The sequence below is a fragment of the uncultured Leifsonia sp. genome, from assembly GCF_945957465.1.
GTDB lineage: Bacteria > Actinomycetota > Actinomycetes > Actinomycetales > Microbacteriaceae > Leifsonia.
Window position 1 is genome coordinate 1 of the sequence record NZ_CAMFLC010000066.1, and the last position, 14609, is coordinate 14609.

11 protein-coding genes are annotated in these 14609 nt (G+C 64.4%); 4 read left to right on the forward strand and 7 right to left on the reverse strand.

Features of this window, described 5'->3' with window-relative positions; all coding sequences use genetic code 11:
- From Q0Q23_RS18175 to Q0Q23_RS18200, 6 genes are all read right to left on the reverse strand, one after another.
- The coding region (locus Q0Q23_RS18175) for a hypothetical protein (protein ID WP_295127523.1) at positions 1 to 593 on the reverse strand (593 nt) is incomplete at its 3' end.
- Positions 594 to 1084: 491 nt separating this feature from the next.
- Entirely contained in the window at positions 1085 to 1966 is an 882-nt protein-coding gene (locus Q0Q23_RS18180) for an alpha/beta fold hydrolase (protein ID WP_295127529.1), read from the reverse strand.
- A complete protein-coding gene (locus Q0Q23_RS18185) occupies positions 1966 to 2925 on the reverse strand; it encodes a glycoside hydrolase family 68 protein (protein ID WP_295127533.1) in 960 nt (319 codons plus the stop codon). Before Q0Q23_RS18185 ends, Q0Q23_RS18180 begins: the two co-directional genes overlap by 1 nt.
- A 95-nt stretch (positions 2926 to 3020) precedes the next feature.
- Positions 3021 to 4001, reverse strand: coding sequence for an alpha/beta hydrolase (locus tag Q0Q23_RS18190; RefSeq protein ID WP_295127537.1), 981 nt, complete (start codon positions 3999 to 4001; stop codon positions 3021 to 3023).
- 68 nt (positions 4002 to 4069) lie between these two features.
- Positions 4070 to 5011, reverse strand: coding sequence for an alpha/beta hydrolase (locus Q0Q23_RS18195; RefSeq protein ID WP_295127540.1), 942 nt, complete (start codon positions 5009 to 5011; stop codon positions 4070 to 4072).
- A gap of 154 nt (positions 5012 to 5165) precedes the next feature.
- Complete coding sequence (locus tag Q0Q23_RS18200) at positions 5166 to 6500, reverse strand: MFS transporter (protein WP_295127543.1); 1335 nt, start codon at positions 6498 to 6500, stop codon at positions 5166 to 5168.
- A gap of 75 nt (positions 6501 to 6575) precedes the next feature.
- On the opposite strand from Q0Q23_RS18200, the gene Q0Q23_RS18205 reads away from it, so the two are divergent.
- Complete coding sequence (locus Q0Q23_RS18205) at positions 6576 to 7604, forward strand: LacI family DNA-binding transcriptional regulator (protein ID WP_295127546.1); 1029 nt, start codon at positions 6576 to 6578, stop codon at positions 7602 to 7604.
- Between the two features lie 476 nt (positions 7605 to 8080).
- Here Q0Q23_RS18205 and Q0Q23_RS18210 read toward each other — a convergent pair whose 3' ends face one another.
- Entirely contained in the window at positions 8081 to 11080 is a 3000-nt protein-coding gene (locus Q0Q23_RS18210; RefSeq protein ID WP_295127549.1) for an SdrD B-like domain-containing protein, read from the reverse strand.
- 468 nt (positions 11081 to 11548) lie between these two features.
- On the opposite strand from Q0Q23_RS18210, the gene Q0Q23_RS18215 reads away from it, so the two are divergent.
- Genes Q0Q23_RS18215 through Q0Q23_RS18225 form a run of 3 tightly spaced genes read left to right on the forward strand, consistent with a single transcriptional unit; the run spans position 11549 to position 14350 of the window.
- A complete protein-coding gene (locus tag Q0Q23_RS18215; protein WP_295127552.1) occupies positions 11549 to 12151 on the forward strand; it encodes a recombinase family protein in 603 nt (200 codons plus the stop codon).
- A 1-nt stretch (position 12152) separates the two neighbouring features.
- The gene (locus tag Q0Q23_RS18220; protein WP_295127555.1) at positions 12153 to 13541 is read left to right on the forward strand and encodes a Mu transposase C-terminal domain-containing protein; all 1389 of its coding nucleotides are present in this window, start codon (positions 12153 to 12155) and stop codon (positions 13539 to 13541) included.
- Complete coding sequence (locus Q0Q23_RS18225) at positions 13538 to 14350, forward strand: AAA family ATPase (protein WP_295127558.1); 813 nt, start codon at positions 13538 to 13540, stop codon at positions 14348 to 14350. Before Q0Q23_RS18220 ends, Q0Q23_RS18225 begins: the two co-directional genes overlap by 4 nt.
- The last annotated feature ends 259 nt before the right edge of the window (positions 14351 to 14609 follow it).

Sequence of the window (14609 nt, forward strand, 5' to 3'; positions counted from 1 at the left end):
GAGGTGCCCGCCGAAGGGAAGTTGACCCATCCACCGCCGCCCGAGTACTGCATGTTGTAGTCGCGAGCCAGCGAGCACACGTTCGATCCCGTCGTGACCTCCGACCCCACCTGGAACTGGCCTGCCGTCATCGTGTTGTTAGTGGAGTCGCCTTCGTTGAAGTTCGAGTCGATCACTGTGTATCCGTCAGCCGCGTCTCCATAGACGCGGAAGTTGTTAGGCACCAATGTGGCGTTAGACACCAGGACATGCCCGTGCGCCCCTCCGCCTGGCCGCGAATCGAACCAGAATTCCGACGTGCCTTGGCTGACGCCGTTGACGTTGGCGAGGTTCGCGATATAGCCCACCTCTACCCAGTACGCGGAGTTGGTGCCGACGAGCCAGACTTCGTCGGTCGCGAAGTTGCCGGTTGCGCCAACGCCTGGCCCTGAAATCGGCGCTATCGTCGCCTGCCCGCCGTAGAGCCCAGACGTACCGTAGCTCGCGATCGCATAGCAATGGTTGTTGATATCGCAGGCGAAGGCGGGCGACGCTGAGACAACGGCTCCACCGCTGAGGCAGAGGGCGGCGATCGCCGCCCAGACCCCCGCCATTTGGTCTTGCCGCGCACGCGTTCCGAAGACGATTTCCCGCGACCGAACATTGAGGCCCCTTCCTCTGTCGACGTTGTCTCTGGGCGTTCTTCGGGTGAAAGCGACGGTAGTCAACCTGTTCTAGGTAGACGTAATAGTCTAAATCGTTGACGCGACGCAAGTACCGATTGGGAAACAGGACTAGTGCCAGCCCGGAAACGATCGTTTACGGCGCGGCCGCCCGTACTGGCTCTTACTGCTAAGACAGCTTCACACGGAGCACGGACCGCCACCGCGGTCCAAAGCGGGATCGCGGTGGCGGTCAGGTGAGGATCACCGATCGTTGCCGTTGCCGTTGCCGTTGCCGTTGCCGTGCAGATTCTGTCGGGAATGCTCGTCGGCGTGCTCTTGAATTTCGAGCTTCTCGCGGACCGGCCAGCCGCCTCCCCCGAGACGATCGCGCTGATCCGCTCCGCACTCGAGGGCGCGATGCTCGCCCTTCGAAGAAGTCGCTAATGAGCCAACGCAGCTGAAGACTCGTCACCATGAGGGCTTCGGGGATGCGCCGCAATCGGGCCGCCCTGACCTGCTGACGCCTGCCTGGCCCTGGCGACGCGGCTGATGATCACTTCAAAGTCACCCCATAGCGCCGGGGCAATCTCGTGCCCCATCCCGGGGTACATGTGCAGTTCGGAATGAGCGATACTCTGTGCGATTCGTTCCGAGCCGCGCGGGGAGATCATCGCGTCTGCCCTCCCATGGATGATCGCCGTCGGCACGGCGACCTGCCGCAGGTCTTGGGTGAGGTCTGGCATCCGGGCGATCGCGTCTCGCTGGTTCTGATAGCCCCGGCGACTGGGATCGCGGTCGTACATACGGTTCGCTAGTTCCCGCTTGAATGCTTCGTCGTACCCCCAAGCGGGTGACGCTGTGGCTCGGTCGCCGTCCAGGAATGCCTCCACGGCGTCCTCGCGATTCTCTACGAGAGCGACTTGCGACGTGAGGATATCGGGGTGAATGTCCACGATGTTGGGCGTCGTGTAGAACAGCACCAACCCCGCCACCACGTCGGGGTAGCGGAGTGCGGTGTGTTGCGCGATCATCCCGCCCATGGACTGCCCGACAAGGGTTGCCTGAGTGACGCCAGCGTCCCTGATGACGTCGCGAACATCGATAGCCATGTCGCGAAGGTCGTACCCCCCGAGCTCGTGACGAGAAAAGCCAGCATCGCGGTTGTCCATTCGTAGAACGCGAAGGCCTCGGCGCGCCAGCGCGTCGCAGAAGGGTTCGCGCCACCCGATCATCTGGGCGGTGTGACCTTCGATGAGGAGTACCGCCGGGGCATCTTTGGGACCGCGACTGTCCCAGAACAGCCCTGAAGGTGTCACCGGCATCAGTCGGCGCTCTTTCCGGAAGAGGCGAGAACGCCGGAGTGTTGCAGCAGCATCGTGAAGTCGATGGGGTCGGTTATGCCTCCGATGAACTCGTTGCCGGTGCCGTCGAGGCGAAACCCGAGGAGGACGAGCTGGCCTTCTCTGTCAATGACCCGCCCACTGTAAAGTTCGGGACCAGCGATGCGGCGAGCCTGGTCGATCGTGATGCGCTCGCCCCAGGGGGCAATCCACACGCCAGTGGAGCGGTCGGGGTCGCAACGAGCCGCAGTGACGACGCCTGCGTGCGCGGAGAACAGCACCATGGGTTGTCCGTCGATGGTGATGCGTTGGAGAACTTCGAGGTGACCAAACCCGCTTTCCGTGTCGGACAGCGGCGGTTGAACAACCCACCGTTGTAGATCCTCCGAAGTGGCGTGTCCGACCACGCCGCGTTCGCTGTCCACTCCGGTCTTGGCGCGCGCGGTGATCAGCATGTGCCACATGCCGGCGTCATCGCGAGATACCCACGGGTCCCGCCAGCACTCCTCGGGCCAACTGCTGTCACCGAGGCGTTCGTAGTGGGCCGCGTCGGCTCGGAGGGCGAAGGTGTCGTCCTTGGTCCACGTGTAGAGGTCGGGGGACGTTGCAACGCCGATCGTCTCGACGTTGGTGAGGCTGTCGGCAGTGAGAAAGTGGGAGCCGGTGTAGAACATCCGCCACAGCCCGTCATCGCCGCGCACGACAGAGCCGGTCCACGTCGCTGTTGCGTCGATCGAGCTGCCGTCGCCCGGGGCGAGGACGGTCCCGTGCTCGGTCCAGGTGCTGAGGTCGGTGGAGGTGGCGTGGCCGATGGTCGCGTTACGGTGTCGGAGTTCGGGATCGCCAAGCGACCTGGGCGCCTGCAAGTAGAACAGGTGGTGCAGGTCCTGGTCTTGAACGTGCCAGAAGTCCCAGATCCACCGGTCGTCGGGGTTGAGCATGAGCGTCTCCTTGAAGTTCAGGCAAGGGGCAGAGCGGATAGCGCAGGGCTGCGCTGAGTGCTCCGGCGGGTGTCGTCGTCGAGGAGTCTCCCCGGTCAGGGGCTTGCGACGCTCGTCTGCGGGACCGCGTTATGGGCTGCGTGTACGCGGCGCAGGGTGGAAAGCTGCTCGTCTCGCCAGGCACGGCCTGCGGGCAAGATTTTGGTCATCATCGACGACCCGTGCCACTGCCCCTGCTGTAGAGACAGGGTGACCGGCACACCCGCGGCCTCCAGGCGGACGGCATACGCGATTGCGTCGTCACACAGCGGGTCGTATTCAGCGGGTAACAGGTACGTCTCTGGAAGTCCGGTGAGGTCATCTGCGAGCAGCGGAGACGCGTAAGGGTGGCGGGCATCGTCGAGGTCGGCGAGGTACAGACCGCGCACGGCCTGAGCGTAGGCGGTGGTGATGCCGTACCCGGTGGCGTTTCGCTCGAACGAGTCCGCCTGCATGGTGAGGTCCAGTGCTGGCACATCGAGGATCTGAAGAACCAGCTGCGGGCCGCGTTCGTTGCGGGCTTTTAGCGCGATGCCTGCCGCAAGGTTCGCGCCGGCTGAGCCGCCCCCGATCGTAAGAATGTCGCGTCGGATCCCTAGCTCATCGGCGTGCTTGTCCATCCAGACAAGCGCGGCATACGCGTCGTTGAGACCAACCGGAAACTGATATTCCGGGGCTTTGCGGTACTCGACCGTGACCACGACACAGTCTGCGTATACGGCGCGTTCCGTGCAGAGAATGTCGATGCCTTTGTCATGGATGGTGCCGCCGATCCAGCCGCCGCCGTGCACGTATAGGTGCCCAGGATGTGGTCCGGAGGTCCTGGGGGTGAAGATATGCAACTCGACCTCGCCGCCGTCCACGGGGATCTGCACCGCGCGGCGGCTGGCGCCCTCGGGTGCAGGCTGCATCAGGTCGTCGACAGATGCCGCTGCACCGGCGGCTTCTTCCGCCCGGTATGCGTCGATGTTGTCGATCGAGGTCGGCAGCGGCGGTGCTGCAGCGAGTAGCGGAACGAGGATCGGGTCGAGGGGCATGGTTCTCTCCATCGAGGTTGTGGGGGTAGGGCGAATGAAGGGCACTATGACGGTGGCGCCCTTCTCGGCTACTTCGAGCCGGGCGGTGTGGGCCAGCTCAGCAGGGTGCGGAACTCTTCGCATGTGCGCACCAGGGCGTCGTTGCATACCGGGAGGAGGAAGCTCTGCGCGGCGTATGCGTGTACGAGGTCGTCGAAGTCGAGCACCCGCACGGGGACGCCTGCCGAGGCGAGCTTGTCGCCGTATTCCTGGCCCTGGTCGTGCAACGGGTCATTGCCGGAGATGCCGATGACGGCGGGGGCTACGCCGGTGAAGTCCTCGGCGTACACCGGCGATGCCCGCCAGTCGGTGCTGGATTCGGCGCCGAGGTATTGCCGGATCGAGTAGTCCGTGTTGACGCTCGTTAGCGCGGGGTCTAGATCTGCGAGGTAGGAGGCTGCGTCCCGGGCTGTGGGGCCGAGGTCCGTTGCGGGGTTCAGCAGCAGCTGCCCGGCGAGAATGTTGTCCTCCCGGAGCGCGACAGCAATGGCGGCGGCGAAGTTGCCACCCGCGCTTTCGCCAGCGATGGCAAACTGGTCGCCGCGGCCGCCAAGCTCTCCGACATGCTCGGCCGCCCACTGGGTGAGGAACAGCGCATCCTCGTACCCTGCGGGGAACTGGTCTTCTGGGGCCAGGCGGTAGCTGATGCTGACAACCACCGCGTCTAGGTAGGCGGCCAGGCGGCGGGTTTCCGGGTCGACCGCGTCAGGGCTTCCCACGACCCATCCGCCACCGTGGATGTACACCAGGGTGGGTTTCGGTCCGTTTCCCAGTGGACGTTGGATGCGGACGCGTCGAACACCGTTCGGGGTCTCGACGTCCTGATCGACGGAAGAAGCAATCTCCGGGGCCGGAGTACCCTCGGGCAGCGGTGCCGCGGCGATCTCACGGATCTGCTCGAGGGTGAAGTCGTTGTAGTCGACTTTGGGGAAGTTTGCGAGCAACGCCTGCAGCTGCGGGTGGATTGGCATGACGGGTAAACCTTTCAGTTCTGAGGGTCGTATGTCGGCGGTGTAGCTAGAGCGGCTAACGCGGTACCGGTGTTCAGTAGTGATCAAGGCGGCTGAGCTGTTCACCAGCATGGGAACCGACGTGGCGGACAGCGCCGCATGGCGATCGAGTCGATCAGCTTGCGGGCGTGGTGGATACCGGTGTCGCGTCTGATTCCTGCTCGTGCAGGAACTCATTTGCGATCCGTCCTCCGCGGAATCCGAGCCATCCGACCAAGACACCCACAACGGCGGCGACCGCGGAGAGGATGTAGACCAGGGGCGGGGAGAACGCGATTATCGCGGGGATGACCGCGGTGACGGCCGCAGAGACCAGGCGTCCAAACGTGAACACGAATCCCTGCGCGGTGGAGCGAAGCATGGTCGGGAATGCCTCGTTACCCCAGACGCGCGCGATGGGCTCGCCAGCGGTGGTCTGACCGATCGTGCCGATCAGAAGCGCCGCCAAGAGCGTGACAAGGGAGAACCCGAAGAACACAGGGATCAGAAGCCCGATGACAAATACGACCCCGCCGATGACGAACAGCGGCATCCGCAGCCGGGTGTCGACGTACTTCATGAACAGGAACAGCGCGATGAACGCGATCGGGAACAGCAGGATCGTGTACGGGACCACCTCTGCCACGTCGAGCCCTGCGACGTTCGCAGCGACATACGTGGTGAACCCGCCCAGGATGGTGCTCGCCGACAGGGTGAACGCGTAGAAGATGGCGAGCACGATGAACGGGCGCCGGTGGGGAGCTTTCAGCATGTCGCGAACCCGAGCCTTATCAGCACGAACGGTGTGCACGCCGCGGCGGCGCTCATCACGCGACTGCAGCCACAACGGCGACTCCGGAACGGTGAACCGCAAAACAAGACCGATCACCGCAACAACCACGATCATCCCGTACAGGATCTGACCGCTGAGCCGTCCCAGCCCGCCCGTAGCGGTGGTGAGAAGCACGGTGACCAGCGACGCCGCGATCCACATGACCTGCGTGAAGACGAGCATCTTGCCACGGTTGCTGTCCTTTGCTGCCTCGGCGATCGTCGCCAGCGAGACCGGGAGGTCAGCTCCTACACCCAGGCCCAGCAAGATCAGACCCCCCAGCAGAACGGGGAAGTCGGTGGAGAAAGTCGGGGCGAGCGCGCCGACAGCGATCATCACCATAGTGACGATGAAGACGGTACGACGGCCGAAGATGTCGCCTAGACGACCGCCCACGAGCGCACCGATAGCCAGGCCCGCGGTGACGACGGCAGCGAGGAGACCCACTTCATTTGCGGTGAGGCCGATCGTCTGCTGGTAAATCACCAGTGCAATTCCGTTGACCGTGAGCGCAGCTCCATCGACGAACGACGCGAGCCCCGCAATGACGGCAACTCGCCACGGGTGCTTGTACACGCCGACTCGGGGCGCCGATCCGATTGTCGTGGTGTCAGACCCCGACGTGCCAACAGATCCCATGTAATCCTCCTTGATTAATCGTGTCAACCACGATGTCGAATGACACGATATGCGCTACGGTTAATCGTGTCAAGCATGGATGGTGACGTTATGAGTTCTGCTCCCCTCACGGTCAGCGATATTGCTCGCGCAGCCGGCGTCTCCCGCGCCACCGTCAGCTACGTCCTGAACGATCGCCGCGACGTCCGGGTCAGCGAGCCCACCCGTGAACGCGTCATGGGCATCGCCCGGACCATGGGGTATGTCGGCTCCCCCGCCGCCCGTGCGCTCCGAAGCGGCCGGGGGGACGTGGTCCTCCTGCTGGTCCCTGACTGGGAAGTCTCAGGGCAACTTGAGCTGCTCCTGGAAGGCATAGGACGGCTTGTTGCCGAGCACGGCTTGGTTTGCATCCGCCACGAGGGCGAACACTGGCGTGGCTCTCTACATCGACTGCTGTCACGCATTTCTTGCGCGTGCGTGGTCACCTTTGATCCGCTCCTTGCAGAAGACGCGCACGCCCTGGAGTCCGCCGGCATCCCGGAGGTCACAGCGAGGTTGCTTGACTACGCCGGCCTGCCGCACACCACAGCAATCGGACAAGACACTATCGTCGCTGCGCAGGTCGACCACCTGCTGGCTCAGGGCTACGAACGACTCGCGTACCTTGCGACTGAGGAGCCCCGCGGACAAGCGTTCACGCAAGCCCGCGTGAACGCCTTTCACCGGATATGTGACGACCGCGGACTCAAGGGCAGCCTTTCCGCCACCGTTGCCGGCGACCGTTCGGAGATTGCGCGAATCACCAATGAGTGGGTCCGACAGTCGCCCACGCCCCTAGGAATCGCTGCCTGGAATGACCTGACAGCTCTCGGCATCGTGAGCTCTGCCGCCGCTTCGGGGATCTCTGTACCTACACAGCTGGGCGTCATCGGCGGCGACGACACACCCATTGCAGCGTTGGCGCTCCCCAGTATCACCAGCGTTGAGTTCAACCTGCAGTCCGAAGCGAAACAGATCGCTATCCGGGTAGCCCAAGCTGTTGATCACGAGAACACGCACACGACGCAGACGGAACAGATGGACGCGGTACGCGTCATCGCTCGCGAGTCCACGTCACGCGTCTGAGTTCGTTGCCGGACGCCAGCGCACCTCCACACCAAAACGTCCACCGGAACTAGGTAGTGGTCGACGTTTTTGAACGCCCACAAGTGTGACTTTCTGTGTTCAGTGGCGGCAAATCTTGCACACTACATGTCGGGGCGAGGTAAGAAACCCCTTGACGATGCTGTTCGTCACCGTGTGGCCACTTTCGATCTCGTCACCGCGACCCACCCATGCTGGCGGCGTCACAGTCACTATCGTCGATGATGGTCCCGGTATCTGCCTATCTGCCTATCTGCCCTGAGGACAAGCGATGCGTGTTCGAGCGCTCCACCTGCCTGAACGAAGCCCGCATCCGCGGCGAGAGAGGAGCCGGCCTCGGCCTGGCCATCATCCACGAAGCCGTTGCCATCCGCGGCAGCACCAGGTTCTGCGCGAACCGGCTCAATAGGTTCTCGCGGGTCGCTCGGGGAGCATAGGGGTGCTCCCCGAGCGATTGGTCATGCCCGCGGGTGTCGGCGGCGGCGTGCGGCGATCAGGAACGCAGCGCCGGCGGCGAGGAGAGCCAGGCCGGAGGAGATGATTCCCCAGCCGATGTCCGAGCCGGTCGTGGCGAGTGATCCGCCAGTCGCCACGGTCGGACCGGCCGGAACGACGGGCGGGACGGGCGTGAGGATGAAGCCGAAGTCCAGTGTCGGGTCCCGGTCGCCGTTGTCGTGCAGCTCCCCGGGCAGGGTCGTGGCGGTCCAGGTGGAGGAGTCGCCGGCCCGGTCCCCGACACCCGCCTGGGTGGGCACGTAGGGTGCGAGGGCTTTCGCAGAGGCCGTGCGATCGATATGGACCGTGTAGGTCTGGTTCCCGGTCAGGGCCGGCAGGTTATCGAATGTGTACATGCCGTTCGCGTCCGTCGTGGTAGGTCCCACGGGGTTGCCGTTGACATCGGTCACTGGGTTGCCGTCAGGGCCGGTGATGGTGAGTACGACCCCGGGGATACCGGGCTCGCCGGCATCTTGACGGCCGTTCCCGTTCTTGTCGAACCAGACGTAGTCGCCGACGGAGACCGACGCGACTTGCTCAATGGTCGCCGTGGCCGAGCCGATCTTGTTGACAATCGGACCGGTGAGGGAGGCCACGCGGACCGCGAAATATGTCGAGAGTGTGTCCCCGTTCGGGTCGTTCAGGACGGTGCCGGATTGCTGCTGGATCGTCACCGTTCGGGCGGTGTCGTCGTAGACGGCTTCAAGGTTGCCGCCGATGTCGGTGGGACCCGATGACGGGTGGGCTGCACTGGTGTCGTTGGCTTGGACGAATCCGAGGAAGGTGACCCCTGTGGGCAGGTTATCCACGACGTTGCTGATCGGGATGGCGTTGTAGCCGCCGTGCGGGATGAAGTCGACACGGTAAATGTAGGTCGCCGCACCGTTCGTGGTCGCCTGCAGCGTGCCCGTGTAGGCGCCGGTCGAGGGGTCATACAGGGCCTTGTTGACCTCGGCTTCGCTGCCATACGACGTCGTCGTGCTGGTCATCGTGGACACGTACGGCGGCTGGCCGGTGGAGCCAGTGAGGGAAGCACTGTTCGTGATGGTCTTGGTCACCTTGCCGTCAAAGGGCAGCGTGGTGAGGGTGAGGTTCAGCTGGAAGGCCTTGTCGACGCCCTGAGCGGTGACGATTGCCTTTCCGGCGGTACTCAGGACGATGACGAGATTCCCGCTGGCGTCCGTGCTCAGCGTGAAGTCTGCGGCAGTCATCGCCTGGCCGTTGTAAGTGCCGGTCGGGTTCAAGGTGGCGGTGTCGATGGTGCCGAAGATGGCCTGGTCGAGGAAGTCGGTGATCGTGCTGGTCGTGAGATCGATGCCCTTGCCCGCACCGACCTTGAATACGTAGGGGATCTGCGCGGACTGCCCCGGGTTGACGGAGGTCGGAGCTCCGGTCGCCGTCTTGCTGAAGGTAGCCGCGTCGGTGTAGCCGCCTCCGGGGTTCGCCGGCAGCTGTGTCACCGTGATCGTCTTGTTCGCGGTCGCCGGGCCGGTGCCTCCGTACGTCATGCTCGCCTGGTTGGGGAACTGGTATGGGGTACCGCCCTGGGCCCCGGCGGTACCGCCAGAGGTCAGGCCGGCAACGCTGTTCACGAGTGCTTTCGCGTTCAGGGTGACGTTCATGCTCTTGGTGTTACCGAGGTTGACCAGCAGCGTCTGCCCGCTCACACACCACTGGCCGACGTAACCGTCGCCCGCGAAGGTGGCTGCGGCCGGGCAGTCCGCCGCTTTCGTCAGCGTGGTACCGGTGATGAACTGCGGGTCGGTGCTGTTCCAGCTGAGACCGGCCGGCAGCGGGTCGCTCAGGACGACGTTCACCGGCAGTGCCGCGTCCGTGGTGGCGACCTTAGCCGTCAGAGTGTAGATGATCCCCTGCGGCGGGGTGAGGTTCCCGCTCGCGTCGGTGAGCACGTTGCGTGAATCCCAGCTTGAGGCCTTGGTGAGGGTGTGGGTGCACAGTCCCGTGCACGGGGCGCTCGGGACGGTGCCGCGCACGTTCACGGTCGCCTGGTCGGTGTGGCCGTTGAAGTTCGCCGTGTTCTGCAGTGCCACGGTGTAGCTTGTCCCACCGGGCTTGCCCTGTAGTTGCGCCTGCAGGGCGCTCGCGAGCCCGCTCGGGTCGGTCACGTGCACGGTGTAGGTGATGGTGAGGATCGAGGGGCCGGGGACACTCGTCGTGCTGGTGAACGAGTTTCCCGTGACCGTCGCCGGGTATGGTGTCGGGGCGGACGTGGTCTTGTTCAGCCCGTTCGCATCCCAGGTGGTCAGCGTCGAAGTGAAGGAGCCGGCGTCGTACCCGAGATAGCTGGGCAGCTGGTCGGAGATCGGGAAGCTGTTCTGCGCCTGGGTCGAGTTGAGGGTCAGCGTGTAGCTGATCGCCTGGCCGGCGATCGTCGGGTCAATCGTCACCGTGCCGTCGGCGGCCACGTGAACGTAGCTGTTGAGGTTGGTGGGACTGACGGACTTGCCGTCGGACGGTGTCGTCGGGGGCGGGGTGTCGCCGGTGCGTTTGATCGTGACCGGGATCGAGGGGCCGCTACCGTCGATCTTCCAGGCGATGCTGCTGGGTCCGCTCTGGGCCGGGTTGTTCACCGTCAGGCCGATATCGAACACGCCCTGGTTGACGTCGGCGGGCAGTGGGTTCTTGAAGGTGATCGAGACTACGCTGCCGTTCTGGCTGACTGAGGCGATCGAGGTGTTCGCGGCCGGCAGGTTGGCCACGTTGACGTTGGTGCCGACATCGAAGGTGACCGTGGAGCCGGGGACCACCTTGGTGTTGTCGTACTGCACCTTCAGGTCGAGGGATGCCCCTGCGGTGAGCACCGTCCCTGGCTGCAGGGCGCTGCCGTTGTACAGCATGGTCGAGGTGATCCCCGGCGCGTCCGCGTTGGCCGCCTGGGCCATGCCGAACAGTGACGCCAACGCCAGCACGGAGGCCACCATGGCCACGAGAACCCGGTGCATACGAGCAGTGGTCGTGGTGCGGTGACGCATGCTGGAAAACCCCCTGAAGGCTACAAAAAGTAGGCGGAACCCTGCCGCCCCCGGCGAGAACGACGGTGAAGTCCCGTAGCGAAGGACGCACAGCGCCCCGCACCAGTCTGTAATTATAGCGATAACGACCAAACGGCTATATGCCGACCATGATTCAGCTGATAGGTGCGCATCAGTGCGCACCTCAGACGGGGTGCCCGGCTGGCGGGCAGCCTGCTGTGCGATCACCGGCGCGATATTCATCATCGCGTTTCCCAAGCGGTCGACGCATGAGCTTGACGTCTCGTAAACCTATAGCTGAATGAGACACCAGTTCTCTGTCGCGTGCGTGGGGCGCCGGTCGCGTCGTTCGGGCCGCCAAGCTGTCTCATTAACTTGTCTTGCTGCAATTCGTCTCGGGTAATGGACGACTGGGGGTTTTCGAGCCAGACTGGTGGGATGAGATCGCTGGGATACACGCGGGTGAGCACGGTCAGCCAGGATGCGCGCCTCCAACTCGACGCGTTGACGGCGGCAGGCGTCGAGCCGCGGGACGTGTTCTCCGATGTGACATCCGGGGCACGGACCGCGATCACACGCCCCGGGATGAAGAAGCTCCTCGACTACGCGGACGGTGGCGACACGGTGGTGGTCTGGCGCATCGACCGGCTCGGCAGGTCGCTGATCGACGTGTTGAACACCGTGAACCTGTTGCGCGAACGCGGCGTGAAGGTGCGTTCCATCTCCGACGGGATCGACCCCGAGACCTCATCGGGGCGGATGATGCTCGGGATGCTCGCGACACTGGCCGAGTACGAGCGGGAACTGATCACTGAACGAGTGAACGCCGGGATCGCCGCGGCCAAGTTGAACGGGACGAAGTTCGGCCGGCCGCCGGTGAACCCAGCTGTCGTCGAAGAGAAGCTGGCGATCGTGCGCGACGCGCGCGCGAAGGGCCGTACCGCGGGGGACGCGGCACGGTTGGTGGGCTGGTCGCGGGCGACCCTGTACCGGCACCAACGCGTCGCCGACGCGTCGGTGCCGGTTGCTGAGCCGGTGTGACATGGATGCGCTGGCGCGGTGGCGGATACTGCGGCTCCACGTTGAGGACGCGATCCCGCTGACCGTGCTGGCGCAGGAGACCGACGTCGGCCTACGGACCCTGCAACGGTGGAAGAAGGCCTACCGCGCCGGCGGCATCGACGCGCTCCGCACTGGCGTGCGGGCCGATCGCGGAACGCGACGCACGGCGCCGGAGCTGGTGGTGTTCATTGAGAGGTTGGCGCTCACCCGGCCACGGCCATCGATCGCGACACTGCACCGCCTCGCCTGCGCCGAAGCTGAGCGAGGCGGCATCGCGCAACCGAGCTACTCTGCGGTTCGCTCGATCGTGCAGGGCCTGGACCCGGCACTGGTGACGCTCGCGTTGGAAGGGCCGGCGTCGTATCGGGATAAACACGAACTGGTATTCCGCCGGCGGGCGGAACGTCCGAACGCGACGTGGCAGGCCGATCACACTGAACTTGACATCCTCATCCGAGGGGCGAACGGGAAGCCGGAGCGGCCATGGCTGACGGTGATCCTCGATGACTATTCGCGGGCGGTCTGCGGGTACACCGTGTTCACGGGGGCACCGTCGGCGATGAACACCGCCCTCGCGCTGCGGCAAGCGATCTGGCGCAAGAGCGACCCCGCCTGGGCCATGTGCGGACTGCCGGATGTCCTTCACGTCGACCACGGCAGCGACTTCACTAGCCACCACCTGGAATACACGGCCGTCGCGCTGAAGATCCGGCTGGTCAATTCCACGGTCGGCAGGCCACAAGGGCGTGGGAAGATCGAACGCTTCTTCGGCACCGTCAACACCGAACTCCTCACCCGGCTGCCCGGCCATCTCGCGCCCGGATCACGCTCACCGGAACCGCATCTCACGCTCGCAGACCTCGATCAGGCGATCGGCGATTTCATCGCGACATACAACGAGCGCACACACCGTGAGATCGGCATGAGCCCAAAGACAGCATGGATTGGTGAGGGCTGGTTGCCGCGCATGCCGGACAGTCTCGACCAGCTCGACGGGCTCCTTCTCACGGTGCCGAAGAACCGCATCGTGCAACGAGACGGCATCCACTTCCAAGGCCAGCGCTACCTCGCCCCGACCCTGGCACCGTTCGTCGGGCACAGCATCACCATCCGATACGACCCGCGTGACCTCTCCGAGATCCGTGTCTACGACCACGACACCTACGTCTGCGTCGCCGTCGACGAAGCACACCCCAACCAGAGACTCAGCCTCCGAGACATCGAGGCTGCGCGCCGTGCGCGCCGCCGGAACCTGCGTAAAGACATCAATGACCGCATCCCCCGCACCGCTGCGCGCGAAGAGCCACACGGCGATCCGGCCCCCGTGCGACGGGTGAAATTGCGCACTTACGAAGAGGATGAGCCATGAGCCGAGACTTCATCATCACGAAAGAACACCGCCGCTTCACCGAGTTCGCCAACGCCGTCCGCAAGGAACGAACCATCGGAATCTGCCACGGTGATGCCGGGGTCGGCAAGACCCAATCCGGCCGCCGCTACGCCCGCTGGGACAGCATCGAACCCTTCATCACCGACTGGGGATCCCGCACCGATACAGACACCGAGCATTACGCCGCCGCGCACCGTTCGCGCACCCTGTTCTACACGCCACCCGTGCTCCCCAAACCCGCCCAGCTCATCCGTGAGATCGACCACATGCAGACCCGCCTGGGGATCTGCATCGACGAACACCTACGGGCGGCCGGGAAGGTCACCGATCCCGTCGTGCGTTCCGACCTGCGCAAGAACGTGGAGCTGCTCATCATCGACGAAGCAGAACGGCTCAACGCCACAACCCTTGAAGTGCTCCGTGACCGCCACGACCGAGAACACATCGCGATCATCCTCATCGGCATGCCCGGCATCGACCAACGCTTCCGCCACTACCCCCAGCTCTACAGCCGGCTCGGCTTCTCCCACCGCTACCGCAACCTCGGCCGAGACGAACTCCTCTTCGTCCTCACCCGCCACTGGAAACGCCTGGGCCGCACCCTCGACCCCGACGACTTCACCGACGCGCAAGCAATCGCCGCGATCGAACGCATCACCCGCGGCAACTTCCGACTCCTCGAACGCCTCTTCCCACAGATCGCACGAGTCCTCAAAATCAACGAACTCGAAACCATCACCGACGACGTCATCGAAGCCGCCGCCAGCACTCTCGTCATCGGCACCTAAACAACCGCCACTCAGCGCCAAAAAACACCGTCACAGAGCGCCAACACTCACAGCCCACAAGGCCCAGATGCGCGGCGCCGCCGTAAACCAACGTTTCCGGTGCGATGCGCCGGAAGGGTCGGCCAAGGCCTGACACGCCGAGACTCGATGCACCGAAAACTTCCACCGGAACCCAAAGCGGTGAGTAAACGGTGAGTTTGGCCAAAAGGGACTGGTGCAGCGGTAGGTGACAACTGACTTGTGGTGCCACGTGCATCGC

Coding starts and splice junctions, on each gene's coding strand:
- Q0Q23_RS18180 (WP_295127529.1), bottom strand. CDS start 1,966: ATGCCGGTGACACCTTCAGGGCTGTTCTGGGACAGTCGCGGTCCCAAA.
- Q0Q23_RS18185 (WP_295127533.1), bottom strand. CDS start 2,925: ATGCTCAACCCCGACGACCGGTGGATCTGGGACTTCTGGCACGTTCAA.
- Q0Q23_RS18190 (WP_295127537.1), bottom strand. CDS start 4,001: ATGCCCCTCGACCCGATCCTCGTTCCGCTACTCGCTGCAGCACCGCCG.
- Q0Q23_RS18195 (WP_295127540.1), bottom strand. CDS start 5,011: ATGCCAATCCACCCGCAGCTGCAGGCGTTGCTCGCAAACTTCCCCAAA.
- Q0Q23_RS18200 (WP_295127543.1), bottom strand. CDS start 6,500: ATGGGATCTGTTGGCACGTCGGGGTCTGACACCACGACAATCGGATCG.
- Q0Q23_RS18205 (WP_295127546.1), top strand. CDS start 6,576: ATGGATGGTGACGTTATGAGTTCTGCTCCCCTCACGGTCAGCGATATT.
- Q0Q23_RS18210 (WP_295127549.1), bottom strand. CDS start 11,080: ATGCACCGGGTTCTCGTGGCCATGGTGGCCTCCGTGCTGGCGTTGGCG.
- Q0Q23_RS18215 (WP_295127552.1), top strand. CDS start 11,549: ATGAGATCGCTGGGATACACGCGGGTGAGCACGGTCAGCCAGGATGCG.
- Q0Q23_RS18220 (WP_295127555.1), top strand. CDS start 12,153: ATGGATGCGCTGGCGCGGTGGCGGATACTGCGGCTCCACGTTGAGGAC.
- Q0Q23_RS18225 (WP_295127558.1), top strand. CDS start 13,538: ATGAGCCGAGACTTCATCATCACGAAAGAACACCGCCGCTTCACCGAG.